Source organism: Frischella perrara (assembly GCF_000807275.1).
Taxonomy (GTDB): domain Bacteria; phylum Pseudomonadota; class Gammaproteobacteria; order Enterobacterales; family Orbaceae; genus Frischella; species Frischella perrara.
Genome location: NZ_CP009056.1, coordinates 770,379 through 796,471, shown reverse-complemented (window position 1 = coordinate 796,471; position 26,093 = coordinate 770,379). Strand labels below are relative to the sequence as shown.

At 32.9% G+C, this 26,093-nt stretch carries 22 protein-coding genes and 1 other RNA gene; 8 read left to right on the top strand and 15 right to left on the bottom strand.

From position 1 onward, the window contains the following. The first annotated feature begins 46 nt into the window (after positions 1 to 46). Positions 47 to 1,225, top strand: coding sequence for a 5-methyltetrahydropteroyltriglutamate--homocysteine S-methyltransferase (locus FPB0191_RS03470; protein ID WP_039104054.1), 1,179 nt, complete (start codon positions 47 to 49; stop codon positions 1,223 to 1,225). 74 nt (positions 1,226 to 1,299) lie between these two features. Here the strand turns inward: FPB0191_RS03470 and recB are convergent, their stop codons facing one another. The 6 genes from recB to hpt all read right to left on the bottom strand — a co-directional run bounded on the left by recB (position 1,300) and on the right by hpt (position 12,215). Beyond that, positions 1,300 to 4,884, bottom strand: a complete 3,585-nt coding sequence (gene recB, locus FPB0191_RS03465) for an exodeoxyribonuclease V subunit beta (protein ID WP_052236736.1) — start codon at positions 4,882 to 4,884, stop codon at positions 1,300 to 1,302. Further along, on the bottom strand, positions 4,863 to 5,324 hold the full coding sequence (sixA, locus tag FPB0191_RS03460) for a phosphohistidine phosphatase SixA (protein WP_082018221.1): 462 nt from the start codon (positions 5,322 to 5,324) through the stop codon (positions 4,863 to 4,865). The genes recB and sixA overlap by 22 nt, the downstream gene beginning before the upstream one ends. Positions 5,325 to 5,476: 152 nt before the next feature. Beyond that, positions 5,477 to 5,773 carry a YfcZ/YiiS family protein gene (locus tag FPB0191_RS03455; RefSeq protein ID WP_039104052.1) on the bottom strand — a complete coding sequence of 99 codons (297 nt, stop codon included), beginning with the start codon at positions 5,771 to 5,773 and terminating at the stop codon, positions 5,477 to 5,479. A 222-nt stretch (positions 5,774 to 5,995) separates the two neighbouring features. Next, a complete protein-coding gene (gene tamB, locus FPB0191_RS03450; RefSeq protein ID WP_039104050.1) occupies positions 5,996 to 9,823 on the bottom strand; it encodes an autotransporter assembly complex protein TamB in 3,828 nt (1,275 codons plus the stop codon). Between the two features lie 3 nt (positions 9,824 to 9,826). Next, the gene (gene tamA, locus FPB0191_RS03445) at positions 9,827 to 11,548 is read right to left on the bottom strand and encodes an autotransporter assembly complex protein TamA (RefSeq protein ID WP_039104048.1); all 1,722 of its coding nucleotides are present in this window, start codon (positions 11,546 to 11,548) and stop codon (positions 9,827 to 9,829) included. 130 nt (positions 11,549 to 11,678) lie between these two features. Then, positions 11,679 to 12,215 carry a hypoxanthine phosphoribosyltransferase gene (gene hpt / locus FPB0191_RS03440; protein WP_039104047.1) on the bottom strand — a complete coding sequence of 179 codons (537 nt, stop codon included), beginning with the start codon at positions 12,213 to 12,215 and terminating at the stop codon, positions 11,679 to 11,681. Positions 12,216 to 12,520: 305 nt separating this feature from the next. Between hpt and xseB the strand changes: the two genes are divergently transcribed. The 7 genes from xseB to rplY all read left to right on the top strand — a co-directional run bounded on the left by xseB (position 12,521) and on the right by rplY (position 17,105). Next, positions 12,521 to 12,763 carry an exodeoxyribonuclease VII small subunit gene (xseB, locus tag FPB0191_RS03435; RefSeq protein ID WP_039104045.1) on the top strand — a complete coding sequence of 81 codons (243 nt, stop codon included), beginning with the start codon at positions 12,521 to 12,523 and terminating at the stop codon, positions 12,761 to 12,763. Positions 12,764 to 12,780: 17 nt separating this feature from the next. Further along, positions 12,781 to 13,665, top strand: a complete 885-nt coding sequence (gene ispA / locus FPB0191_RS03430; protein ID WP_039104043.1) for a (2E,6E)-farnesyl diphosphate synthase — start codon at positions 12,781 to 12,783, stop codon at positions 13,663 to 13,665. A 34-nt stretch (positions 13,666 to 13,699) separates the two neighbouring features. Next, positions 13,700 to 15,556, top strand: a complete 1,857-nt coding sequence (gene dxs / locus FPB0191_RS03425; protein ID WP_039104041.1) for a 1-deoxy-D-xylulose-5-phosphate synthase — start codon at positions 13,700 to 13,702, stop codon at positions 15,554 to 15,556. Between the two features lie 7 nt (positions 15,557 to 15,563). Beyond that, complete coding sequence (gene zapA / locus FPB0191_RS03420; RefSeq protein WP_039104039.1) at positions 15,564 to 15,863, top strand: cell division protein ZapA; 300 nt, start codon at positions 15,564 to 15,566, stop codon at positions 15,861 to 15,863. Between the two features lie 58 nt (positions 15,864 to 15,921). Continuing rightward, positions 15,922 to 16,103: non-coding RNA, 6S RNA (ssrS, locus tag FPB0191_RS11880), on the top strand. A 17-nt stretch (positions 16,104 to 16,120) separates the two neighbouring features. Further along, a complete protein-coding gene (locus FPB0191_RS03415) occupies positions 16,121 to 16,696 on the top strand; it encodes a 5-formyltetrahydrofolate cyclo-ligase (protein WP_039104037.1) in 576 nt (191 codons plus the stop codon). A gap of 124 nt (positions 16,697 to 16,820) precedes the next feature. After that, positions 16,821 to 17,105: a 50S ribosomal protein L25 gene (rplY, locus tag FPB0191_RS03410; protein WP_039106560.1), complete on the top strand. Its 285-nt coding sequence runs from the start codon at positions 16,821 to 16,823 to the stop codon at positions 17,103 to 17,105. 98 nt (positions 17,106 to 17,203) lie between these two features. Here the strand turns inward: rplY and FPB0191_RS03405 are convergent, their stop codons facing one another. The 9 genes from FPB0191_RS03405 to FPB0191_RS03365 form a co-directional block, all read right to left on the bottom strand. Further along, positions 17,204 to 18,262, bottom strand: a complete 1,059-nt coding sequence (locus FPB0191_RS03405) for a tyrosine-protein phosphatase (protein ID WP_039104035.1) — start codon at positions 18,260 to 18,262, stop codon at positions 17,204 to 17,206. Positions 18,263 to 18,274: 12 nt separating this feature from the next. After that, complete coding sequence (locus FPB0191_RS03400; protein ID WP_039104033.1) at positions 18,275 to 19,090, bottom strand: PTS system mannose/fructose/sorbose family transporter subunit IID; 816 nt, start codon at positions 19,088 to 19,090, stop codon at positions 18,275 to 18,277. Further along, complete coding sequence (locus FPB0191_RS03395; protein WP_039104032.1) at positions 19,087 to 19,887, bottom strand: PTS mannose/fructose/sorbose/N-acetylgalactosamine transporter subunit IIC; 801 nt, start codon at positions 19,885 to 19,887, stop codon at positions 19,087 to 19,089. Before FPB0191_RS03395 ends, FPB0191_RS03400 begins: the two co-directional genes overlap by 4 nt. Before the next feature lie 40 nt (positions 19,888 to 19,927). Further along, positions 19,928 to 20,401: a PTS sugar transporter subunit IIB gene (locus FPB0191_RS03390; protein ID WP_039104030.1), complete on the bottom strand. Its 474-nt coding sequence runs from the start codon at positions 20,399 to 20,401 to the stop codon at positions 19,928 to 19,930. Positions 20,402 to 20,411: 10 nt separating this feature from the next. After that, on the bottom strand, positions 20,412 to 20,843 hold the full coding sequence (locus tag FPB0191_RS03385; RefSeq protein WP_039104028.1) for a PTS sugar transporter subunit IIA: 432 nt from the start codon (positions 20,841 to 20,843) through the stop codon (positions 20,412 to 20,414). A gap of 245 nt (positions 20,844 to 21,088) precedes the next feature. After that, the gene (locus FPB0191_RS03380; RefSeq protein ID WP_039104027.1) at positions 21,089 to 21,925 is read right to left on the bottom strand and encodes a MurR/RpiR family transcriptional regulator; all 837 of its coding nucleotides are present in this window, start codon (positions 21,923 to 21,925) and stop codon (positions 21,089 to 21,091) included. A 231-nt stretch (positions 21,926 to 22,156) separates the two neighbouring features. Beyond that, positions 22,157 to 23,530, bottom strand: a complete 1,374-nt coding sequence (locus FPB0191_RS03375) for a sigma-54-dependent transcriptional regulator (RefSeq protein ID WP_039104026.1) — start codon at positions 23,528 to 23,530, stop codon at positions 22,157 to 22,159. A gap of 3 nt (positions 23,531 to 23,533) precedes the next feature. Further along, positions 23,534 to 24,439 (bottom strand): two-component system sensor histidine kinase NtrB, encoded by a 906-nt coding sequence (locus tag FPB0191_RS03370; protein ID WP_052236733.1) that lies wholly within the window; start codon positions 24,437 to 24,439, stop codon positions 23,534 to 23,536. 32 nt (positions 24,440 to 24,471) lie between these two features. Further along, positions 24,472 to 25,650, bottom strand: a complete 1,179-nt coding sequence (locus FPB0191_RS03365; protein ID WP_039104024.1) for a thiolase family protein — start codon at positions 25,648 to 25,650, stop codon at positions 24,472 to 24,474. Between the last annotated feature and the right edge of the window lie 443 nt (positions 25,651 to 26,093).

Below are 26,093 nucleotides of genomic sequence, written 5' to 3'. Positions count from 1 at the left end.
AGTTATAGCATTAATAATATTAATAACAATATATTAGGAATTTATCATGAGTAATAACCCTATCTATCGTGCTGACCATGTAGGCAGTTTTTTAAGACCTGACTACCTAATCCAAGCCCGCATACAATTTAATAAAAAGGAAATTTCTGAACAAGATCTCAAAGAAATTGAAAATAAAGCAATTAGTGAATTAGTCACCAAGCAAAAGGCTGCTGGACTAAATGTCATAACTGATGGTGAATTTAGACGTAGCTGGTGGCATCTTGACTTTATGTGGGGTCTAAATGGTGTCGAAAAAGCAGATCTTAAAGAAGGATATAAATTTCAAGGTGTTGAGTCACGTCCCGAAACAGCTCGTTTAACTGGGAAAATTAGTGGTGAAAATCATCCTTTTATAGAACATTATCGCTTTTTACAACAATTTATTGAAAATGGAATTGTTGCTAGAATCACTATCCCTGCTCCGGCTCAATTTCTTAAAGAGCTTTATCGTCCAGAAAATAAAGTTACAACCCAAGCAATATATCCCTTGCAATCAGATTTAGTTAACGATATTGCGAAGGCTTATCAGACTTTCATTGATGAGATATATGCCATTGGTTGTCGGAATATTCAGCTTGATGATTGCACTTGGGGTATGATGGTGGATAGTCGCTATAATAATGCCGGAGTAGCCCATTCAGACCAAGAACATACTCATCAATGCAATTGCCATGGTTCAGAAAACACGACTGTTATTAGTAAATCGTTACATGAATTAGCCGAACTTTTTGTTGAAATAAATAATGCGGCAATAGCTAAAGCTCCACAAGATCTAATTCTGACTACTCACGTATGTCGTGGTAATTATCGTTCAACTTGGGCGGCTAGTGGTGGTTATCAACCTATTGCCTCATATTTATTTGGTAGAGAGAATGTAAGAGCATATTATTTAGAATTTGATACCGAACGCGCCGGCGACTTTTCTCCTTTAACGGAAGTATCTGGCGATAAACAAGTTGTATTAGGTTTAATTTCCTCTAAAATTGGTGAGTTAGAAGATGAACAAACGGTTATCAATCGAATCAAAGAAGCTAGTCAATTTTTACCATTAGAACGACTTTGTCTAAGTACTCAATGCGGTTTTGCTTCTACCGAAGAAGGTAATGCTCTTACAGAAGAACAGCAATGGGCAAAAATTGCATTAGTTAATAAAATCGCCAAAATCGTTTGGGGAACCAATTAATAATAAAATATTTAGCCGAATTATTTCGGCTATTAAATTTAATTATTATTTAAATGGTTAGATTATGGTGTGACTTAACCGAGTAATAAATCTAAATTTTCTATCAATTCAACAGATGGCTTGGTATAGAAAATACCATTTTGAGAATTATTATCCGACATACCTCGAATAAACAAGTAATATACGCCACCAAAGTGTTTTTCATATCGATAATCACTGATACGCGTTTTCAAATAACGATGTAAAGCTAATGTATAAAGTTGATATTGTAAATCATAACGATGCTCGCACATAGCTTGATTCATTGCCATTTGAGTATAATCATTTGCAGTAGCGCCGAGATAATTTGATTTATAGTCAACAATATAATATTTCCCCTTCCATTCAAAAACCATATCAATATAGCCCTTTAACATACCTTGTACGGTCTGAAAATCTAGTGTTGGGCATTGTTGTGATATGGCATCAAACTTTTTACATATTTTATCAACCTTTTCTGCAGTTATCAGATTACGTATCGGTAGAAAAAACTGAAGTTCATTCAATCGGCGTTGCATAGATATTTGCGATAACGATAATCCTTTTTGTAAAGGAGCTGAACATACTGCTGTCACCCACTCGACTAAAGATTGTTGCCAATCTAAAGTTAAATTTAACTTATTAATTAATTGACTAATAATTGTTGAAAAATCGGGTTGCATAAAATCAATATTTTCAAAACATTCATGCAATAACGTTCCAACAATTGCGCCTTTCGGAAAATGATGAATATCATATTGACTAGATGATAAAGATACTGGATCAGGTTGTTGGTCATCTAAGTTATTATTAAGAGAAATATCATTCTCACTTAATACTTCACTATCAAATGCTGGGTTTATATTGTTAATAAAATCGTTAACACGGTTTTGAGGGGAAGTCGTTGGTTGTTGTAAACCAGAGTAACTAGTAACACGCCAAGTACTATTTAGTTTACGTTTAAAGATATTAGCCGTTAACGTATCTAATAATTCATTTTCTATATTTAGAGAAGTAATCGGAATTGGTAATTCAACATTAACAACTGGCAATGTTGAAAGCTGTAATAAACGTTGCTGAAATGAATCGTAATCATTATCTGTCTCCATCAATAATAAATGGCCTATAGCTGATTTACTAATTGATAAATCTTTCGATCGTCCCTTTTTCAAACCAGCAAGCACAAAACTACAATGATAAATTGAGCGCGTTAATGCTACATAGAGCAAGCGTAAATCTTCAGCTAAACGCTCTTGTTCAATGATTTTTTTAATACTTGATGTTTTATCATGCGCATAATAGGTACTATAGGTTTTTTCATCATGATAAACGGAACTATTCGATTCACGATAATGACCAATAAATGGCAAAAATACAATTGGGTATTCCAAACCTTTGGATTTATGAATTGTTATGATGTTAATGAGATTTTTATCACTCTCAAGTCGTTGTTCATGGTTTGTGGCATTGGAATTTGGTTCATTAATTTGTTTAATTAGCCATCTTATTAATGCATGAGGTGTATCTAATTCCTGAGAGATCTCCTGCAACAACTCACTTAAATGCATAAAATTTGTTATGATGCGCTCACCCTCTGCCATGGCTAACCAATTTTCAGCTAAAGATCGCCGATTCATAAGACGGCGTAACATTACAAGGACACCATAACGATACCAAATTACCTGATATTCATTAAATTCATCCACAAGATTTTCTAATGCCTGTTGATCAATAGATAGATGATCGATTTCTGCCATGGTAGCCCCAATCAGACGAGTAGCTAATGCACTGCGTAATGCCATTTCATCTGTAGGAACTATCACAGCTTGTAATATACGTAAAACTTCTTTTGCCTCTATTGATTCAAATACACTGCGATGATTTGATACATAAACACTTTTAATATTTCGTTTTGTCAATGACTGCCGCATTATTTCGGCTTCTCTTCCTGTACGAACCAAAATAGCAATATCAGCCGAACTAATATTATGCGACTCACCTTGTTTGTTATAAATATAGCTTTCAGTTATTAACCATTGAGCAATTTGCTCTGCGCAGGTCTGTGCTGCAAATTCTAGATAATCATTTGCTGAACTCACAGATTCGGGCAATAAATAACATCGCAATGCTTCCACTTTTTCATTATGAATATAAAAACCTTTATTCTGATTTTCTTCAGCACTTTTCATTGTAACAAAAGGAATTTGTTCAAAGATAAATGGATTTTTTTTTAATGAAAATATTTCATTTACTGCTTTTACCATTTCAGGAATTGATCGCCAATTGGTTGTCATAGTAAATCGATGATCAACTGATAATTTAGCTTTAATATAAGTAAAAATATCTGCCCCACGAAAACTATAGATTGCTTGTTTAGGATCACCAATAAACAGCAATAAACTGGTTTTACTATCATGATAAATACGATCAAAAATTTTATATTGAATAGGATCCGTATCCTGAAATTCATCAATCATAGCAACAGGGAACTGCGATATAACTTGCTTAACTAAAAAATCACCATTTTTGCTAAAAAGCGCTTGTTTCAAATCATTTAATAGATCATCAAAACCCATTTGAGCCAAGCGGTTTTTTTCTTGTTGGGTATATTGATTAATTATATTTACGACATCAAATAGAATCGCCTCTTTTAAACTAAACGAATGTGCAACAATTTGGTCTACTTGGTCAAAAAAAGGATGTAATGGCGGCTCCTTACCATCGTCAGTTTTATGGAGCAGTTCTGTTTGACTGAATTTTTTTAAGTCACTAATTGGCAATGAATAATCAATAGTTTCAGTTTGAGACCATTGATTAATATTATCCACCCAACGCTTTAAATTACTTTTTGAATAAGAACGCTTATTTACACCTGATTGGTTGATAACCAATTGAATATCATTAACATAAGTAGACCACTGCTGTTTAAGTGACTCAATAAGTACAATATTATCCCTATGAAAGTGCGATATCACGTCAATCATAGGGAATGATGATAAATGAACATTTTCTGGTAATTCACGATACAAATAAGGGTAAATATCATCCAATAATGCTTGCGGATCAGCCCAATTTTGCCAAACTATTTGCGCTAAATCTTTTGATAATGGGACAAAATATTCACGCCAGAAATTTTGAACTTGCTGTAGAATAAGATGTTTTTCATCTTTAAGAAGGGTTTTATTGAATAAACTCCCTGCCTCAAAAGCATAGGTTGTCAATAAACGTTGACAAAAACTATGAATTGTAAAAATTGCAGCTTGGTCCATATTTTGTTCGGCATAATATAAACGTTTTGCTGCAGCCGACTTATCTTTAATCAAATCCAGTAAAGATTGATAATTCGGATCATCATGGTAACCCTGTATACAAGCTTTACGCAATTGGTGAATATTTTGACTTATACGGAATCGTAATTCTTCCGTAGCTGCTTTAGTAAAAGTTACGACGAGAATTTCTTCTACAGACAAAGCCTTGGGATAACTATTTTCACCAATCCCTAATAATAAACGTAAATAAATTAAGGCCAACGAATAGGTTTTACCTGTTCCAGCCGATGCTTCAATTAATGAGCGACCTGTTAATGGTAAAGTTAATAAATTAAGTTCAGTCGTTTCATTTATAGTGGTCGATGAAACCATTCCAATTGACCCTGACTATCAGATGATAGTGAAATACAAGCCACATCTGCCGGTGAAAACATAGGTGGTGTAATATGAGGACACAACTCATTAACTAAATAACCAACCAATGGCAAATGAGAAACTAAAAACATATTGGAATCATCAGGTAATTGCAACATATTTATATTGTTAACTAAATTAATCGCGCTAGAATCTGGGGTTAAAAATGGACAATTTTCCATTTTATTGACCCGAATATATTCTGATACAATGGCGTAAGTTTGTTGTGCACGAACATAGGGACTGATTAATGCAAGATCAATCATAATATTTTGTTGCTTAAACCAACGTCCAACTAAATGGCATTGCTGTTGTCCTACTGCTGTTAGAGATCTATTAAAATCAGATAAAGCTGAGTAACCAGCTTCACCATGACGCATTATATAAATTCTTATCATTTATCTATTTTCTCTATAAAACAGTTTGATTTACTTTTAATTTTGAAGAAAGCTAATCAACTTGGTGATAAAAAATCACCATCATTAGATGTTTTGAGCAAACAAAACAAAAGCTACTATTATTATTGAATTAAGACATTATGTTATGTAATTTAGCGTAATCTGAGTTGAAAAATCAAACATTCTGAACCACAGCTAAAATGGAAATTGGCTGTTAATTCATAACCATCGGTTACCTTCTCAATTTTACTTTTAATTTGACAAGGTTCAGATTCAACTTCACGCGCAGTTTGCGAAAGCACCGCAAGTTTTTCCTGAGCTAACTCTTCAGACGGAAAAACAGCTTTAAATTCTGTCGAACAATCATCATTATCAATAATTGTACCTACATCAACACAACAACAAGCTGACGTTTCATTACCTTTACATTTATTTTTAGAATCTGACATTACATACCTCTGCTATATTTAACTCTAGGTTTATCACCTATTTTAACGATGTTTAGTATATACGTTATCTGGCTAATTTTATAGTTAGAGTTTAATTTTAAATTAATAAAAACACATTCAATATTTACTATAACATTTAATTATATATTTAAAAATTTGGCATAAAATGGCAATTACTAATAATTATTAAATAATGTTCTACTTGAATCTCATTTTTTTGATCTAAAATTCAAATTGATAGATCAAATCGACCGTTTGATCAAGTCCTGAAGCTACATCTAAATATAAACGAGGCAATAGACGATAGCGTAAAGTAAATACAGCTAACGAATCAAATATACCTACACCATATTTTAATTGTAAATTTGGTAACAAATATCCACTTACCACAACTTTTTGGTTATTCCCGACTCCTTGTGTATCTAACGATAGATTTTTTATACCAAACGTATTACCTATATCGCCGACTAAATTGCTTGTTTGAGCGGTACCCAAACCAATAAGTAAAGCTGTAAACATATCGTTGTCGCCTTGCTCATCACTATTAAGACCTTGTCCTCGAAGAAGATACGAGAGCGCTTCTTGTTGTGACATGGTTGGATTTGAAAAGATCTCAACTTTTGGCTCATCTGCAAGCCCTGTCACCCTAATCCCAGCTGTAACATTGTCATCAATAGAGTCTTGATTACGTATTGCTTCAATATTCAATCTTGGTTGATCTGCTGGACCGGCAAAAATAATTTCACCTTTACGTACTATCAGATCTTGCCCATAAGCATGAAATCGACCTTTTGGAATATTTATCTGGCCATTTACAGTTGTACCTTTTGCACTCTGCGTTACAAATAATTTTCCTTGCAAATTAGCTGCTAAACCATAAGCATCAATGGTGACATCTTCACCCAATGAAACTAAAACATGACTATTAATTGCCATACCATAATTTTGCGATTTTACAGTTCGCAAATGATCATCAAGGATGACTTCATCTGATGACACATCAATTGTAGACGGTGGCAAAGATTCAATTTTAATACTTGCTTTTGGTATGGTAACTTGCCCATCTAAATCTAACTGGTGCTGGTTAGCTGTTACACGAATATCTGGAATTATCTGCATTGTTAATAGTGGTGCCATATTTAGTGAGATGGCTTGGCCTTTAACAGATACATTCGCATTCCAATTATCAACATTTTGCCAATTCGCTTTACCATTAATATTAATCTCACCAGCTTTGGTTTTCATGATTCCTTTTAAATCAGATGATTTACCATGAAAATCAATGTCAAGCATAATTGAACGGATATCTACAGGTAGCTGATTAGCCTTGATCTCACTATGTTCTAAATCGAAATTCCCCGTAATATACGGATCAAGTAAACTTCCTGAGAATTTTAAGTTACTATTAATAAAACCATTAGCATGTTCATTATCATTAAGCAGCGGATTAATCATAGCTAAGGATAAATTATTTATATCAACCTGACCGCTTAAACGTTTCTCTTTAACAGGATCACTTATTCTAAGGTTCCCACTGAACTTCCCTAGATTGCTAAAACCAAATTTCCAACTTAAATTTGCCTGCTTATCATTGAGATCGGCATTAATCTTGAATAAATCAAACGGGATAGGTAGTGTTTGCGATGCTATTTGTTGTTTAATATACACATTTTTACCATCCAGATAAGCAATTATATCTGGAATTTTAAACTTAGGATCCCAATTAATATTAATCTTACCATCTATATAGCCAGCCATATTGGTTTGATTGTTAATAAGAGAGTTTGCTAGACTAAGATCAATATTATTTAAACTAACTGTTGCCTTACCTTTATTGGCAAAAATAACATCATTATCTAAGCAAATCTGTGATTTATTATTTAACCAACAATGTGCCGAAATTTGAGCTAAATTACGAGTTATATTATAGTTTAATTTGATAGGATTATTAATCTTCCAGTCGTTTTTGTGACCTAACATAACGATAGCTTGTGGAATACTTCCTTGCCATTCACTACGTTTTTTATTCAATGAGCCTTCTAATACCATCTGATTTGATAAAGGTTTACCCACCATATTAAGTGTTAAATTATGTTTTTGTTCATTTCCTGACAATTCAATATTGGTATTATTTATAGTCAGGCTATTTGTCACAATCCGTTTTACTTTAAGAGTAATATCACCACTGACAATATCATGATAGCTTACTTTACCATTCAAAGTAGCTTGATCTAATGATATATCTTGCCATAATAATTTATTAACCTTTATGTCTGCGTTAACAGTTGGATGTTCCAAGGCGCCATTGGCAATAAAATGACCAATGATATTACCAGACATTTTAGAATCAAATATGTTTAAATTAGAGAAATTAATATCAGCAACCAGATCTTCTTTCTTCGTTGACCCATTTAATTTGATAATATTATTCCCCCAATTAACATTAAAATTATTGGCTGAAACATATTGATTAGAGTTAACACTTACATCACCATTCATTTGTAATGGCGCATAATTAATATCACCGGTCAAGTCTACGTTATTTAAATTGATTGCCCAAGAACGCTCGTCATAAATTCCATGCGTCACCAATTGACCATCCAATTTAATTGGATACATAGGTAACCATTGGGTAAGATCCAATTGTTTAAACTTAATTTCTGAATCCCAACGCAACTTATTTAACCAATTTATTTTACCTAATAATGAAAACCCACCTTGTGGTAAAGTAACATTTGCATTTTTAATATTGAGATATTCATTAGTACCATCAGATTGAACGTTAAAATAAGCTTTAGATAGTTCTTTACTAAACAAATTGCCTTCAGCATTAAAATTATAATGGTTAACTAATCCTGATAGATCAATGCTGAAATCATTCAATTGATAATCGGCTTTGCCTTCAAGTGGCCATTGCAAATGTTTACCATTTATTTTGGTAGTTATAGGCAAATATTTTTCGCTAAAATTTATCTTCGCTCGGATTTTAGCTTGATTGTTTCCCTTGATGTTAGTTTGATTTGATAATACACCAAGCAATTGACCATCGAATTGACTATTTAATTCTGTAAATTTTTTGCCATCTGTTTTACCATTTATGGTAGCATTAATTGGCCATTGTTCTCCTAATTTTATATGACCTTTAACTTGAATATGACCGTTACCATAATTGCTTTTGGCATCTGTTTCAACTAATCTTGCCTCAATAAGATTATTATTGGTATTAGCTTCAATAACAACATCATTAAAAAAGTAGTCTTCTCCACCCATATGTAACTGCCAACCAGTACCTGTTAAATGGCTAACATGAAAATCTAACGGAATATTTACGGTTGGTAATGATGATATTAATGGTTTATTGAACAGATCCTCAATAATTTCATTAATTGCTTGAGGAGATTGTTTTTCTTTTGTAACTAAATGGGGGTCATCAATGGTGTCCGGAAAAATAGCCTTAACATCCATTGCCGTAGTAGGTGAAACATAAATTAATTCATTAATCCATGTTGCACGACCTTGAAAAGTAGATAATCCAAAGTGCATTTGGTCTACATTAACGTTGACGTTATTTAATATCGCAGATCTTAACTCTATCGGTAATGGTGTTTTTAACACAAAACGTTCTGTGGATTTTAGTTCAGGTTCGGAATGGGTAATCTCATCATCCCCACTTGAAATATTAGCTGTATTTATATTGACACTTACATCTTGTGCTTCAAAATTCTTAATACATATTTTACCTTCAATTAAACATAAACCTGAGAGAGATAACTTAGATTTACCAACAGAGACATCAACGCCATTCATAGTATATGAAAAATCATCTATTTCAAGATTATTTAGCGCGCCAGTGACATGACCAATATGAACTTCCGGAACAACTTTTTCAAGAACACGACTAATGACCTTAATTCCCAGACTCGTATAAATAAATGTAAATAGTAATACAATTATAAAAATAATCGTACATAATACAACTAAGCTACGTATTTTCCATTTTCTAATACGTTTAATCTTTTTAATTTTACTAATGCGTTTCGGATTCTTCATCGTTTATAACTCAGTTCCCAAGCCGATATAAAAATGAACTGATGATTTTGAACTGTTCATAGGCGTTGCAATATCTAATTTAATAGGACCTATAGGTGAAACCCATCTTATACCTACTCCTGTGCCCGTATGAAAATCTGTATCGTCAAATTTATCTATTGCTTCACCTGTATCTACAAATACAGCCCCCCACCAAGCACCGGTTAAATTATATTGATACTCTAAAGAACCTGTAACAAGTTTTGTTGCACCTTTAAGTTTACCTTTTTTATCTTTTGGTGAAATAGAATTAAAACTATAACCGCGTATACTTCTATCACCTCCAGCAAAAAAACGAAACGAAGGTGGTACACGTTCAAAGCTACTGGCTTGAATAATACCTAAATTACCGCGCGCAATAAAACGGTGATCATCTAAAGGAGAACGAATCCAAACTTGCTGTGTTTGAAAGCGAATAAAATTGATATCCGAGGCAATATCTTCTGCGGCAGCCTCAAGTGAATAACGTTGTGAATCAGCCCATAAAGGAAACAAATTATCATTGCTTCTCACTCTTGATAGACTAAGCGAAGGATAAAATAAAAAGGTCCTAAAACTATCATCGGCCTGCTTAAAGTTATCGTACATCACATTTAAACCAGCCGCCCGTTGCCACCCTTGAAATATATCCCAGTTACGGATCAAGCCAATCGAATAAGATCGCGAATCAGTATCTTTATTATTTATCTTCTTATATCCACCTTGAATTGTATAATAGTCTTCCAAAGGCGATCGATATAAAGGAATTTTGTAAACACCCGAAATTGATTGTTCCGGCGAAGATAAAGCTAAATCACTCCGGAAACTATGCCCTCTATTATTTATCCAAGGTTTATTCCAACCCAAACGGCTTCTAATTCCATTATCATTAGAATAACCTAACCCGACGTCAACACTATTTTTTCTACGGGGTACTGTAATAACTTGAATTGGTATATTTTTATTCTCATCCACTTGATTAATTAATGGTATGACCGTAACAGAACTAAACCAATTAGTTGAAGATAATCGACGGTTAAATAAGGATAATTGATCTGAAGTATAACTTTCACCATGTTCAAAAGGAATAATATTCCTTAAATAAGATTTACGAATTACACTTTCATTAAACGTCACATTACCAAAATGGTAGCGTTGCCCAGTATTAAAATCAATATTCCAAAAGGCTTGATGTATTTTATCTGCCACGGCTAATTGATGCTTAGTCAAATCAGCATCAAAATAACCTTTTCGTAACGCGATGTGTTGTAGCTGTTTCTTGAAACTATCATAATCACCATGATTTAAAATAGTTCCTTTATTTGGCAAATCGCTCTTTAATAAATTAATATAATCAGGATCTTTAGAACCTTCGCCTAGAACATTCACATTAGTTTGTTCAATTAAAACCGGTTGACCTTTATGAACAACCACAATAAGTTTATCAGGCTTACTCGAAATATGATATTCAAAAGTCGGCGAATAATAACCAAGCGCACGTAATGCTTTTTTTATTTCGTCTTCCAAAGATTGTTTGAAATAGGGTGTATCATCAATCTGATCTGGATCGAGTAAGGATAAACGCGCATCCACATTGTTTTGCAATGCATCAGGTAATCCCTTTACAACTAAACCCATTTTAGCTAAAACCGATGAGTTTACTGTAACGATGAGCAGAAAAAAAAGGATAAAGAAAATCCTTTGCACATTGACTCCAAACACGTGAAATGTTGCTTAATTATTAAAATAACAATTAAGCAACGGACAGAAAAATAAACTAATATTATATATTGACCATAGTTTATAAGAAAAGTTCTTGTTTTTTAAAGTTTTTTAATTATTCAAGTAAAGTAACTTTACCGATATAAGGTAAATGTCGATAATGTTGTGCATAATCAATACCATAACCCACAACAAACTCGTCTGGAATAGAGAATCCTATATATTTAACAGGTACATTGACCTCTCGACGAGAAGGCTTATCAAGCAAAGTACAAATTTCTATTGTTCTTGGTGCTCTTAATTCAAGCAGTTCTTTTACTTTACTTAAGGTATTTCCTGTATCAATGATATCTTCTACGATTAATACATCTTTTCCACGAATATCTTCATCAAGATCTTTCAGAATTTTAACATCACGATTACTGTTCATGGCGTTACCATAACTTGACGCGGTCATAAAATCGACTTCATGTCCTACGGTAATTGCTCGACTAAGATCTGCCATAAAAATAAAAGAACCACGTAATAACCCCACGAGCACTAATTCGTTATGACTATTTTGGTAATTTTCACTAATTTGCGTACCTAATTCTTTAACGCGATTTTGAATATCTTGTTCTGAGAACATTTGTTCTAAATTATGCTTTTTCATTATTTGACCAATTTGTTTTAAAACGAAAGAATTTTATCAAGTAATATGACTAAATCATAGCCATGATAACTTAATAGAACAAATTATATTATATTTGGGTGAGCATATTTTGTTAGACCCTTTTTGATACATCCATTAATTAGTCCAAGATGGCAAAGAAGAACAATGTGTAAATTTTTTAATTTAATTAGAAGTTAATAATCTTTATAAATAAAAGTTCTTGTTATTAACTACATCATCTAAAATTGTAAATTATAAATAATTATGTTTATACTAAATACAATACTTAAAATTCGAGGTTTTATATGACTAAAAAGCAAAATAACTCCCTCACCTTTGAAGAAACGCTTAAAGAACTTGAAATGATCGTCAGTAAACTTGAAATGGGTAATCTTCCTTTAGATGAAGCATTAAATGAATTTGAAAAAGGTGTTAAATTGGCAAAACAAGGTCAGGTTCAATTGCAACAAGCAGAACAGCGAATCCAAATTCTACTTACTGAAAATGACGATGCATCATTAACTGATTTTTCACCCATTGAAAATTAAATTTAATTTAAACAATTATGAAAAATGCCTTCAATTCGTTTCATGAGCTTTATACTCATAGAGTTAATAATGTTCTTGAAGAGTCTATTAAATCAATAACGCCCTCATTACTGAAAACAGCAATGTCCTACAGTTTACTTGCTGGTGGTAAACGTATTCGACCTTTTCTAGTTTATGCCACTGGGAAAATGTTTGATTGCCAACTTGATAAACTTGATATACCCGCTGCTGCAATTGAAGTCATCCATACCTATTCACTTATACATGACGATTTACCAGCAATGGATAATGATAATTTAAGAAGAGGTATGCCGACTTGCCATGTCCAATTTGATGAAGCAACAGCAATTCTTGCGGGGGATGCATTACAAACTTTTGCTTTTTCATTACTTGCTCAGACTTCTCATCTTGATGCCAATTGTAAAATTGATTTGATTAATGAGTTAAGTCATGCCTCTGGCAGTAATGGTATGTGTCTTGGACAGTCTTTAGATTTGCAATCTGAACATTGTATTATATCGTATGATGAGCTTAAAACTATTCATTCCTATAAAACAGGCGCTTTAATTAGAGCAGCTGTTCGATTAGGTATGTTAGTTGCTGGTCAAAAAGCGCTTGAATACCAAGAGCAGTTAAGTCGCTTTGCTAATCACATTGGTTTAGCCTTCCAAATACAAGACGATGTATTAGATGAAATTGGTGATGTAAAAACAATGGGTAAAGAGCAAGGTGCAGATAAACAATTGGAAAAAAATACTTATATTTCTTTACTCGGATTAGAAAAATCTATACAAATTACCCAACAACTTTATCAGCAAGCTATCGAAGAACTTAATAAAATACCTTATAATAGTGATCCTTTACGTCAACTAGCCGAATTTATAATAAATCGTCGCTGCTAATTGATAAATAATCTAAGAGAATTACACAAATTAAATGAACCTTGAGCATTATCCGTTTTTAGAACAGATTAATTCACCAAACGATTTGAGAAATTTTTCGCTAAATCAATTACCAGAGATTAGTGAAGAACTTCGCCATTTCCTATTAAATTCTGTAAGTCGTACGAGCGGGCATTTAGCTTCTGGTCTAGGCGTTGTTGAGTTAACCGTTGCATTACATTATGTTTATAATACACCATTTGATCAGCTTATCTGGGATGTAGGTCATCAAGCATATCCTCATAAGATATTAACAGGAAGACGTGATCAAATGCTGACCATCCGAAAAAAAGGCGGGCTTCATCCATTTCCTTGGCGTGACGAGAGTGAATATGATGTATTATCAACAGGTCATTCTTCTACCTCAATTAGTGCTGCATTAGGAATTGCCATTGCGGAACAAACTGAACAATCGGGAAGAAAAATAGTTTGTGTAATTGGTGATGGTGCTCTAACAGCAGGTATGGCATTTGAAGCGCTCAATCATGCTGGTCACTTAAAACCAAATATGTTAGTTATTCTTAACGACAATGATATGTCTATCTCACAAAATATTGGTGGACTTAATCAACATTTAACACATATTCTAACAAGTCGAACTTACGCTTCATTTCGTAACAGTAGCAAAAAGGTATTATCTGGTATTCCACCAGTTAGAATGTTCTTAAAGAAAACTGAAGAACAACTTAAAAATTTAATTACACCAATAAACCTATTTACTCAACTCGGTTTTAATTATACAGGACCGATTGATGGGCATGATATTGATAGTTTAGTCAGCACATTATCTCAAATCCGTCAACTTGAAGGACCTCAATTATTACACGTCGTTACCCAGAAAGGTAAAGGCTATCCACCGGCGGAAAAAAATCCCGTTTTATGGCATGGTGTACCTCAATTTAACCCTAATGAAGGGATAATTAACTCATCAAAATCTAAAACTGAAAGTTTTTCGCAAATTTTTGGTGATTGGCTTTGTGACATGGCTCAACATGATAAAAAGTTAGTTGCAATTACTCCTGCAATGAGTGAAGGCTCTGGTATGGTTAAATTTGCTGAAAATTATCCTGACCAATTTTATGATGTGGCAATTGCTGAGCAACATGCAATAACCTTTGCTGCAGGCCTAGCTATTAGAGGGAAAAAACCGATAGTTGCTATTTATTCTACCTTCTTACAACGTGGTTATGATCAGCTTATACATGATGTTGCTTTACAAAATTTGCCTGTACTATTTGCGATTGATCGTGCTGGCATTGTAGGTGCTGATGGTCCGACACACCAAGGTGCATTTGATATTAGTTTCTTACGCTGTATTCCTAATTTAATAATTATGACCCCAAGTACAGCAAATGAATGCCGCGATATGCTTTATACTGGTTATTTACATAATGGTCCTGCCGTCGTGCGCTATCCCCGCGGTGAAGCTGATGGTATACTCCAACAATCAATGCAAATTATACCGATTGGTAAAAGTCAATTAATTTGCCATGGCAATACTATTGCAATATTAAATTTTGGTTGTTTATTAAGCGAAGTGTTACAATCTGCTAAACAGCTTAATGCAACCGTAATTGATATGCGGTTCGTAAAACCTTTGGATGAAGAAGCAATTCTCGATATTGCTAAAACACACAAAACCTTGGTAACCATAGAAGAAAATGCAATTCAGGGTGGTGCAGGCAGCGCTGTGAATGAATTTATTCTGACGAAAAAATTAAAATGTGATATGTTAAATATAGGATTACCTGATGTTTTTATTCAGCAAGGAAACCAAACTGAAATTCGCGATGAGATGGGTTTAACTGCTGATAAAATCACCAGAAAGATTAAAAATTTTATTAAACAATAGGTTATATATGGATACTCAAGTTGTTAATATTCAGGTATTTGGCAGAACACTTAAACTTACTTGTCCTGTTAATGAAGTTGAATCACTTGATTTAGCAGCAAAAGATCTGGATAATAGACTTAATGAATTACGTCATAAAACTAAATTAATGAATAGTGATCAGTTAATCATCACAGCCGCATTGAATATGTCTTACGAGCTTACTAAGCAAAAACAAAAAAATATGCAGCTTGAAAATCAGTTTAATGACCGTTTAAAAAAAATACAGAATTTGCTTGATAATGTACTAAATTCGAATAGTTTATGATTATTTTGTAAAAATACTATTAAATTTATTGTATACTATACTAAATTTTGTATCATAATTACCTCTGAGATGTTCGTTAATGGGTTCGTCCCCTGAGCCGATAATCTTTATGATAGAGCTACTGTGATTATTGATTTGTGTGTATGCCTTCTTGTTAAGGAAACCTAATAATCAAACATGGTGCTCACCTTGAACTTCGGGTTCAAGGGTTACATCCCGTGACGGCATCTTGGAGCTTTCATTACAGTCATAAATTTATGCATCTAAAATCGGTTGCTTTAACTACAGAAGAGATTCGCCGTATTGTCAGACAGCGTCGACGAGACTTAGTTATATCAGAACGTTTACATGCAGAACAATCGATTTATCGACAAATTTACCAACATCCCAAATTGTTATCGGCAAAAAAAATAGCTATCTTTTTATCTTTTGATGGTGAAGTCAATACCCAACCCATTATTGAATATTTGTGGCAACAAAATAAATCCGTTTATTTACCAATTATTGATTTAACTAATCCTCACCACTTAGCTTTTCTTCCTTATCATCGTCATTCTCAACTTACTACCAATAAGTTTGGTATTGCTGAACCTATTTATGATGTAGATAAAATCCTACCTTATCAATCACTAGATATAGTTTTTACTCCATTAGTCGCTTTTGATCATCGTAATTATCGCATCGGTATGGGGGGGGGATTCTATGACAGATTATTACAAAATTATCAACATGATAATATTTACCCTATTGGTTTAGCATTTAAATGCCAACAAATCAAATATGTTGCTAACCAAAGTTGGGATATTCAATTACCAGAAATAATTATAGGTTAATCAATATTTAAGTTGCGATACAAGTAATAAATCGTTATAATTCACACGCTTTTAAAAAGCAACTAACCCTTTGCCAATTGCTGGGTCGCCTGTGATTGGTTTATTTAACTTAAGAGAAATAATTATGTTTACATTACAAGCTGAAGCAAGAACTGAACAGGGTAAGAGTGCGAGCCGCCGCCTGCGTCATGCTGGTAAATTCCCAGCAATTATTTATGGTGGATCTGAAGCGCCAATCGCGATAACTCTTGATCATAACCAAGTATTTAACATGCAAGAAAAACCAGAATTTTATTCTGAAGTTTTAACCATTGCTGTAGCTGGTAAAGACGTAAAAGTGAAAATCCAAGCTGTTCAACGTCATGCGTATAAACCAAAATTACTACACATGGACTTTGTTAGAGCATAAGTTAACATTACTTATACCAAATAATAAACCCCGAATTAATTCGGGGTTTATTTTTTTATACTAGGGGTAATCTATCATTCTAGTTTAGTAATAGATTATCATTGTAAATAGTTATCCTGCATTGTTTTAATATCCTCATCAGTAAAGCCTAGTTCTTGTTTAATATAATTAATAGGAGAACCCGCTACCTTTCTCATGGTATTGAATATTTCTTGAATAAAGCTCTCTCGAGTATCAATTAAGCAAAGTAAATAATCTAATACATCTTGGTTATCAGTAATTTGACGATAAGCTGCCATTTTTACCTCATTTCGAGCTAAACGATTTTTATGCGTTAACATATAATCATCAATAATATCTGCTTCTGACACACCTAAAATGAGTAAAATCAACAATACGCCGTAACCTGTGCGATCTTTTCCCCCACGACAATGTTGAATACTTGGATTATTATGACTATCTAGCATAATTCTCAACATTTGTTTGAATGAGTTCTTCGATTTATCACTTAGCACAAAATTACGATACTGTTCAAGGACTTGTTCACCTTTACCATTAACTAATTCTTTTGGAATATCACGCATTACACATTCTATTAATGCGTGATCTTCATTACTTGGCTCAGCAGCAAATTGAGCTGCTAATTCCGCTGTTTGAGCTGAAGCATCTAAGTGATATGTCTGTTTTTCGCCGATATGAGAATTTGGATTAGATCGGATCTCATTCTCACTACGGTAATCAATAATTGTCTTTACACCAAGTGATTCTATGTAAGATTGAGCATCTGGTTTAAGCCCATTTAAGTGATTAGAACGGTAAAATATCCCCCACTTTATTCGTCGTCCATTAGCTGCTTTATAACCACCAAAATCACGGAAATTATTTAACCCGGTAACAGGTAGTGTTCGCTCACCAAATAAAAATGGTTGTTGACCTTCCGATTGTAAAATAAGATAAATACGTTCTTTCGCCTGTAATGGATCATCAATAGTTATAGGGCTATGTATGTTATTGGCGACAAGCGTTTTATTTTTAGTATTTGGATTAGCTTCTGTTGTCCAATATAGATCAACGGCTTGCTTAGTTAATGATTCAAATGTTATTACTAATTTACTTTGTGTCTCTCGTACAACGGTTGCAGTCTGAATATATGTCATCTTTTTTTCCTATTATTGTAATACGCCCAGAGTTGAAAGAATTACACCAATAATCATTACTGCAATAATTAATGATACTGTATATTTACCCTGAAATTTTCTGACTATGAAAAATACCCCTAATGCAAACAATAAAGTTAAGAAGTTCGGCATTACTTTATCAAACATTTCTTGCACTTTAATAGATTGTTCGCCAACCTCAATTAATAGGGGTGTAGAAACTTTAACGGTGGATGCTATCAAAGAACCAAGAACCATAACGCCAACCACATTGGCTAAATTACTTATCCTTTGAATAATATTAGAGTTTTTAGATTGCTCTATAATATCAACCCCTTTGTTATAACCATAATGAACAAAGAAATATTTTGTGAAAATATTGACTAAATTATAGATAATAAACATCAATATTGGTCCAATGATATTACCCTGTAAAGCGAATGCTGCACCAATACTGCCGCAAATTGGCATCCAGGTAAATTTAAGCAGACTATCCCCTAACCCAGCAAAAGGCCCCATTAATCCAGCTTTTAAAGATACAACGGCTTCTTTTTCATCTTCGCTAGTTTTTTCTTCAACTGCTGCTGTTACCCCTAAAATAAGTGCCCCAGCGTTCACTTGAGTATTGAAAAATTCAAAATGACGTTTCATGGCACGAACACGAGTTTCCTTATCCGCATCTTTATAAAGTCGCTCCAAAATTGGAATCATAGAATAAGCAAACCCTACGGTTTGTAATTTCTCATAATTATAAGAAAATGGAATAGTTTGTATTCGCCAAAAGACACTATTAAGATCTTGTTTAGTTATTTTTTTATCATTATTCATAGGTCATATTCCTCTTCAACTTGAGTATTATTCACCGGGGTATTACTTTGGGCATTTGATTGTTTACTATTGTTTTTATCTGCCATAAATGCCATGTCATAAAGAACAGCAAAAGCAAGTGCAATAAAGGTAATCGGAATAATTGGTAATTTCAGATAAGCCGTTAAAATAAAGCCAAGTAAAAAGAAGAACCACATTCGCCCTTTCAGCAACATGAGTAATAAAATACAAATACCAACCGCTGGAATGAGTTTTGAAGCAACACCCATACCGGAGATAATACTTTGCGGAATGCTTTCTAATATTTTTTCAATCAAATCACTTCCGAAATAGATAGCAAGGAAACATGGTAACGCACGAATAAAGAACCAAACTGGAGTAGAAAAATAATGTACTTTAACTAACCCTTTATAATTACCATCCTGAATACTCTTTTCTGCCCATGGGTTTAGAAAACAAGCAAATGATCGCCAAAGAATGAGTAATTGTTGACAAAGAATGGATACAGGTAAAGCTAACGCCACCCCTGTTGCAATTCCTCCATTAGTTGATATTCCTAAGGAAACACCAATAATAGAACCAGCGACAATATCTGGTGCGGAATAAGCACCAACATTACCAATTCCCATCCACATCAATTCTAACGTGGCACTGATTGCAAGCCCTTGTACCATATCTCCCATAATGATACCTGCTACAGTTCCTGTTAATAATGGTCTGCGTAACATCTGTGGACCGACATCATCCAATGAGCAGATCCCCGCCCAAATGGCGACAAGAATAGCCTGTGTTAACATATGTTAACCTCCAAAATTAATGATTTAAATAAACGTTAGATTAGTCGAGTAGTGTATTTAGCAGAACTATTGGATCTTTTGGTACCATTTGTACTTCAACCGTAACATTTTTGGCGATAAGATTTTTAAATGCTTGCTCCTCTTCCGGTGTAACAGAAACTGCTCGTGATAAAGAACGACGTCCTTCTTGCATGCGCATTCCACCAACATTAAGCCGTTCAATTACGAGTCCACCGTCTACTAACATATCAACATCAATACTATTGGTGAATAACAACATGGTTTTTTTCTTGATTTCAGTCTTTTTAAGAATTTCAATAAATTGTTTAATACCAAATACTAATACTTTAAGCCCTGCGGGCGCTGACATCGTCAATACTGATTGTTGAACACTGTCTGCAGCAACTTTATCGTTAATAACTAGTACTTGTTCAATATCATAATTTTTTACCCAAGTTGTAATGACTTGACCATGAATAAGACGATCATCTATTCTTGCAACATTAATAGGCATAATATTCTCCTTATAACTCTGTAGTTTGCTCGCATTGAGCTGTTAAAATTTGGCTAACATCAAAGCAACTTGGTGCAAATGACTGTTCAATAACTTCTTTAACTTCCGCGAGATTCCCTTCCCGATTATTTAAAACCTCTAGTAATACTGGGATATTAAAACCACAAAATAGTAATACATCACTATGTTGTATAACTAATTCTCCGGCCAAATTACACGGTGTTCCCCCCATAAGATCGACCAAAATAATCACACCATTACCATCATTTAATTTATGATAACTTTGTTGCATTTGACTGCGTAAGACGTCAATATTGCTGTCAACTAAAACGGAAATAACCTCAATGTTATCTTGTTTACCCATCAGCATTTGAGCACATTCAAGTGCACCCTGAGCAAATGGTCCATGACTAGCTAAAATAATAGGTAGTTGTTTTGACATTATTATTTTCCCTTAAATTCAGTAAGATATCTTTAAAGTAAATTTATTACCTAAATAATAAATTTATTTAGTAACAAAATTACATCTTAATGAATTATTCGTCATTACCTTTTTTTGGATTTTTTTTAATTTGTGAACGAGATCAAATTTCTTAAATAACAACTTAACTAAGCGGGCTAAAGGTAAAATACATCACTATTTTGTGAACTTAAGCATGAAGGGATAAAACTTTAAAAGGGTTAATTTTAAGGATATTTACATTCTTCACGTTTTTTTGTTTTTGATAAGAGTTTTTCATCGTATTGTTTAATAAATAGATTTGTTACTAACATATTAACGATGGTAATTTGGGAGATTTTAGAACGGATAGGAATGACACGCGATACATGTTCTGTCGATATCGTATGTAAGACAATATTTGCTAAATTGGAAACCTGACTCTGTCCCATTTTAGTAATAGCAATGGAGGGTATATTTTGTTTATTAGCTAATTTCAATAATTCTATACATTCAGGGGTTTCACCTGAATGGGAAATGATAATTACCAAATCATGAGGATTTAGAGAACTAACAATATTACGGCTAATATGTGCATCAAAATGGCAATTGACATCTTTTTTTATTTTAATTAATTGATATTCAAGCTCCTTACCTACTAGACCACTACTTCCCACACCATAAATGACAATTTTATGACCATTTATGATTAAATCAATAGCTTTATCTAAATCATCAGAATTAAGCATAGAATACGTTTCATCAATTGATGACTTCTCAACCATTTGTACTTTTTGATTTACAACTTGTAAACAATCGTTCAAATGAATGTCATCTTGCAGTACCTCACTGCTAATTTTTTTTGGCATAGAAGAAATAAGATCAATTTTAAAATCACTAAACTTACGGTATCCCAATTTATTACATAACCTTAGGATTGTACTAGTGCTAACTTGATTGAGTTTTGCTAGGGCTTGAATACTAATATTTTTTAATTGTTGCGAGTTAGCAATGATATATTCGGCTACTTCTAACTCCTTAGCAGATAAATCCTCTTTTACTTCTCTGAGTTTTAAATCAATCACAATTTACCTATTTCAACGCGACTTATTTAGTTAATAGTATATTAAATTAACACATAAAGTTAAAAACTATTTTTATCGTCTAAAAAGCGCAACGTTTCAATCAATAAATTCTATCGTCTTAGTACATTAATTTAATGTAAAAATTTTTTTATTAATAAAACGACTACAAAGCCAATTTCTTACCTAGAATCAATTAGATATAGTAGATTAGAACAATGACTTAATAATGATTTACCCTATTTCATACTCTTGTAGTTTATATAATAATGTTCGTCGACTTACTCCTAGATCTTTGGCGGTATTATCTCGATGACCTTGATTTTTTCTAAGTGCATCAGCAATCAATATCTTCTCATAATTTTTTATTCTTTCTTTTAGTGTATTACCAGAAGAACCGCGATCACTAACAATATGATTTGATTTTATTGGCAAGTTATGAATATGTTTTGGAAGATCTTCTGGTTCAATAAATAATCCATACGACATTATCACAGCATATTCAATTGCATTTGAAAGTTCTCGCACGTTTCCAGGCCAATTATAATGATTAAGAAGCGCCACCGACTGTTCAGAAAAATCCAATATATGTTTATTATTTTCAACACAAAATTGTTGCATAAAATATCGAGCTAAAATCATTATATCGGATTTCCTATCACGCAGTGGTGGTAAATTTAAACCTATTACATTTAACCGATAAAATAGATCCTGTCTAAATTTACCTGCAATGACCATATCTTGTAAATTACGGTTAGTTGCTGTAATTAATCGAAAATCGGTTTTAATAGGATGGTTTCCACCTATTGGTTCAAACTCCTTTTCTTGAATAACACGCAATAATTTTACTTGCAAATTTTCTGACATTTCAGACACTTCATCTAAAAAAAGTGTTCCTTGGTTTGCTCGATCGAATAAACCAATTTGACGCTGATAAGCTCCCGTAAAAGCACCCTTTTCATGACCAAATAATATACTTTCTAATAAGGTATCAGCTAATGCCCCACAGTTAATTTTAATAAAAGGTTTGTCTGAACGCGTACTATAATAGTGAATTGTTTTAGCAACTAATTCTTTGCCAGTGCCACTCTCACCAGTAATTAATATTGTTGCCTTTGATTGAGAAACTTTTGCAATATCACGACACAATTCCATCATATTTGAGCTATTGGTTAGAATTTCTTGAACTTTATCAAATTTAGGGAGTGTTATTAGTTGACTTTGATCTGTTCTTTGTTGTATCGATCTATTCAATTCTAATGTTCGTTTAATAAGTTTCTTAAATTTATCAAGGTCAAATGGTTTGATAATGTAATCAAAAACGCCTAATTTCAATGCTTCAACAGCTGTAGCTACATCGGCATAAGCCGTCATCAAAATAACACAAATATCAGGGTAACTATGTTTTATTGCTTTTAGTAAATCTAGTCCTGTCATTTGAGGCAGTCGATTATCTAATAAAACTAAATCAAATGATTGTTGTTGAATAAGTTCAAAAGCTTCTTCAGCATTATCAATTGCCACTACTTGATAATCCTTTTGTAACAAAAGTAATAATAACTTGCGTAGATTCAATTGATCTTCAACGATTAGAATCTTTTCAATCATAATTTAATTTTGAATTCTATTATTTGGCAATGCAATCTCAATTGTCACGCCAATATTATTTTCATTGTTCTGTATCAGAATTATACCTTGATGTAGTGCAATAATTTTTTTCACAATCGCCAATCCTAGCCCTGTTCCAGTTTGCTTAGTAGTAAAAAAAGGCATAAATATGTTCTGCATAATTTCGCTTCTAATTGCAGTACCATGGTCTTTAATTCGAATCACTTGATATTTCTGATCAATTGACATATGTGTTGATATTATAATTTCCCCTTTTTCTTTGCTGGCTTGAACTGCATTAATGATGATATTAATTAGAACTTGTTTAATCAATTCATCATTTAAACGAATCATTGATAGCTGTTGGTTGAGTAATAAAGTAAAATCAAGATTTTTAGTGGGATACAATACCTTTACTAATAATAAAGCACGTTCAATTAACCGATTCAAATACGTTGGCACCTTATATTGTTTAAGTGGTAATGAAAAATCAGTCCATTGTTTAATTAACGCGTTGATAGAATTCATTTCTTCCAGAATAATATTGATGTATTCAAATTGCTTAGTTCGTGATAATTCATTTTTTAAATATTGAACAAACCCATACAATATAGTAAGTGGATTACGAATTTGATGAGCCATTTCTGCCACCATCTCTGCTATTGAGGTCTGAAGCTCTATTTCAGATACTAACTTTTTCCTATCTTGTGGGTAATTGATTTCTTCAAAAAAGATCAAAACACCAATGATATTTGAAGTCTGATCTTTAAGATGATAACGAATAGAGATAATATTAGAATATACATCATTTATTATAGTATCGCTTTCAACTTGATTTGATTGAAATTTATTTTTTATAGATTTATTAAAAGTAACTAAACTATTTACTAAATAATTCCCTTCATTCATTTTATTAACCTAGCTATATCTGAATTTATCAACTAACAGCGTTCAAGGATAATAGAAATACCTAACCCACCACCGATACCTAATGTTGCAAGTCCAAATTGTTTATCATGATGAATCATCGTATAAAGAAGTGTCACTAAAATACGCGCACCACTACTGCCAATAGGGTGTCCGAGTGCAATTGTCCCACCACGGATATTTGTTTTACTCAGATCAAAATCCAATTCATAACAAAGTGCTAAAAACTGTGCTGCAAATGTTTCCCCTGCTTCAATCAAATCAATATCGCTCAGATTTAATGAAGCCTTTTTTAATGCAAGTTTAGTAGCTGATACCGATCCTAATCCCATCAAATTAGGGTTTACTGCTCCAGATGCATAGCTACGGATATATGCTAAAGGGCGTAAACCTAATTGCTTAGCCCTATTTTCTGACATAATAATCAATGCTGCGGCACCATCACTAAGATTTGATATATTACCGGTTGTAACTGTTCCTTTTTTAAAAATTGGAATTAGATCAGATAAATGATCTAAACTGAGGTTGAATTTGGGCAATTGATCTTGTTGAAAAATATATTTTTCTTTACCTGTCTTGACAGTAATGGGTACTATTTCGTCAATAAATTCACCATTACTTATTGCTTTTTGAGCTAATTGATGCGAACGAAGTGCAAATTGATCTTGATCAGAACGACTAATATCATACATTTTGGCAAGAATTTCTGCGGTCATTCCCATATGATAATGATTAATTGAACAATACAAACCATCATTTACTAATGTATCATATAACTGATTTTTACCCTGATTTAGATTCCAGCGACATTTATTATTGATTAAATAAGGTGCCTGCGACATATTTTCCATTCCACCGGCTATCATAATATGGTTATCACCGGCCAAAATACTTTGCGCGGCTAAGGTAATTGCTTTAAGTCCACTTCCACAAACTTTATTGATTGTGAATGCTGGAATATTATTGGATAAATTAGCCTTTAATGCAGACTGGCGCGCAGGATTCTGCCCAAGACCTGATTGTATAACATTCCCTATTATTACTTCATCAACAAAACTAGTATCTAATTCAATTCTTTTTAACGCATCTTCAATCACAATTTTTCCTAATTCTATAGCATCAATTGATGCTATAGAACCATTAAAATGACCGATTGCCGTTCTTGTTGCACTAACAATGACTACCTTTTTCATTTTAATCACCCTCAAAATTAATGAGTTATTAATTTTGAAATTGCAGTCACATATTTATTAATGGGGAAAAACACCATAATGTTATTAGTCGAAACTATTTCATTGACTTGATAATAATAGTTAACTTCGTCAATTGTGGTGGATCTATGCTGCATAAGTTGTACCTTACTATTTTTCGATTTTTCTTTATATTAAAGCAGTAATTAAAAAGACTATTGCAATGCATATACCAATTTGGAACCAATACCCAAAAAAAATTAATATAATGATTTAATTTATAAAAATTATAATGAAATGAATATGCATAAAAGAAGAAGTGCAACACATTGCACATAAGTGCAAAATATATTTCAACAATTATTAGCCATAGCATGTAGTTATTATGAAAATTGATTAACTATGATGAATAAAATTAATTAGCCATGAATAAGTGAAAATCAAAA

Excerpts from the sequence above, each read along its gene's own strand:
- FPB0191_RS03375 (WP_039104026.1), bottom strand. The coding sequence starts at position 23,530 with ATGATTGAAAAGATTCTAATCGTTGAAGATCAATTGAATCTACGCAAG.
- rplY (WP_039106560.1), top strand. The coding sequence starts at position 16,821 with ATGTTTACATTACAAGCTGAAGCAAGAACTGAACAGGGTAAGAGTGCG.
- FPB0191_RS03470 (WP_039104054.1), top strand. The coding sequence starts at position 47 with ATGAGTAATAACCCTATCTATCGTGCTGACCATGTAGGCAGTTTTTTA.
- tamB (WP_039104050.1), bottom strand. The coding sequence starts at position 9,823 with ATGAAGAATCCGAAACGCATTAGTAAAATTAAAAAGATTAAACGTATT.
- FPB0191_RS03415 (WP_039104037.1), top strand. The coding sequence starts at position 16,121 with ATGCATCTAAAATCGGTTGCTTTAACTACAGAAGAGATTCGCCGTATT.
- xseB (WP_039104045.1), top strand. The coding sequence starts at position 12,521 with ATGACTAAAAAGCAAAATAACTCCCTCACCTTTGAAGAAACGCTTAAA.
- FPB0191_RS03365 (WP_039104024.1), bottom strand. The coding sequence starts at position 25,650 with ATGAAAAAGGTAGTCATTGTTAGTGCAACAAGAACGGCAATCGGTCAT.
- FPB0191_RS03390 (WP_039104030.1), bottom strand. The coding sequence starts at position 20,401 with ATGCCTATTAATGTTGCAAGAATAGATGATCGTCTTATTCATGGTCAA.
- sixA (WP_082018221.1), bottom strand. The coding sequence starts at position 5,324 with ATGATAAGAATTTATATAATGCGTCATGGTGAAGCTGGTTACTCAGCT.
- zapA (WP_039104039.1), top strand. The coding sequence starts at position 15,564 with ATGGATACTCAAGTTGTTAATATTCAGGTATTTGGCAGAACACTTAAA.
- FPB0191_RS03385 (WP_039104028.1), bottom strand. The coding sequence starts at position 20,843 with ATGTCAAAACAACTACCTATTATTTTAGCTAGTCATGGACCATTTGCT.
- ispA (WP_039104043.1), top strand. The coding sequence starts at position 12,781 with ATGAAAAATGCCTTCAATTCGTTTCATGAGCTTTATACTCATAGAGTT.
- dxs (WP_039104041.1), top strand. The coding sequence starts at position 13,700 with ATGAACCTTGAGCATTATCCGTTTTTAGAACAGATTAATTCACCAAAC.
- FPB0191_RS03400 (WP_039104033.1), bottom strand. The coding sequence starts at position 19,090 with ATGAATAATGATAAAAAAATAACTAAACAAGATCTTAATAGTGTCTTT.
- FPB0191_RS03370 (WP_052236733.1), bottom strand. The coding sequence starts at position 24,439 with ATGAATGAAGGGAATTATTTAGTAAATAGTTTAGTTACTTTTAATAAA.
- FPB0191_RS03455 (WP_039104052.1), bottom strand. The coding sequence starts at position 5,773 with ATGTCAGATTCTAAAAATAAATGTAAAGGTAATGAAACGTCAGCTTGT.
- FPB0191_RS03395 (WP_039104032.1), bottom strand. The coding sequence starts at position 19,887 with ATGTTAACACAGGCTATTCTTGTCGCCATTTGGGCGGGGATCTGCTCA.
- recB (WP_052236736.1), bottom strand. The coding sequence starts at position 4,884 with ATGGTTTCATCGACCACTATAAATGAAACGACTGAACTTAATTTATTA.
- hpt (WP_039104047.1), bottom strand. The coding sequence starts at position 12,215 with ATGAAAAAGCATAATTTAGAACAAATGTTCTCAGAACAAGATATTCAA.
- FPB0191_RS03405 (WP_039104035.1), bottom strand. The coding sequence starts at position 18,262 with ATGACATATATTCAGACTGCAACCGTTGTACGAGAGACACAAAGTAAA.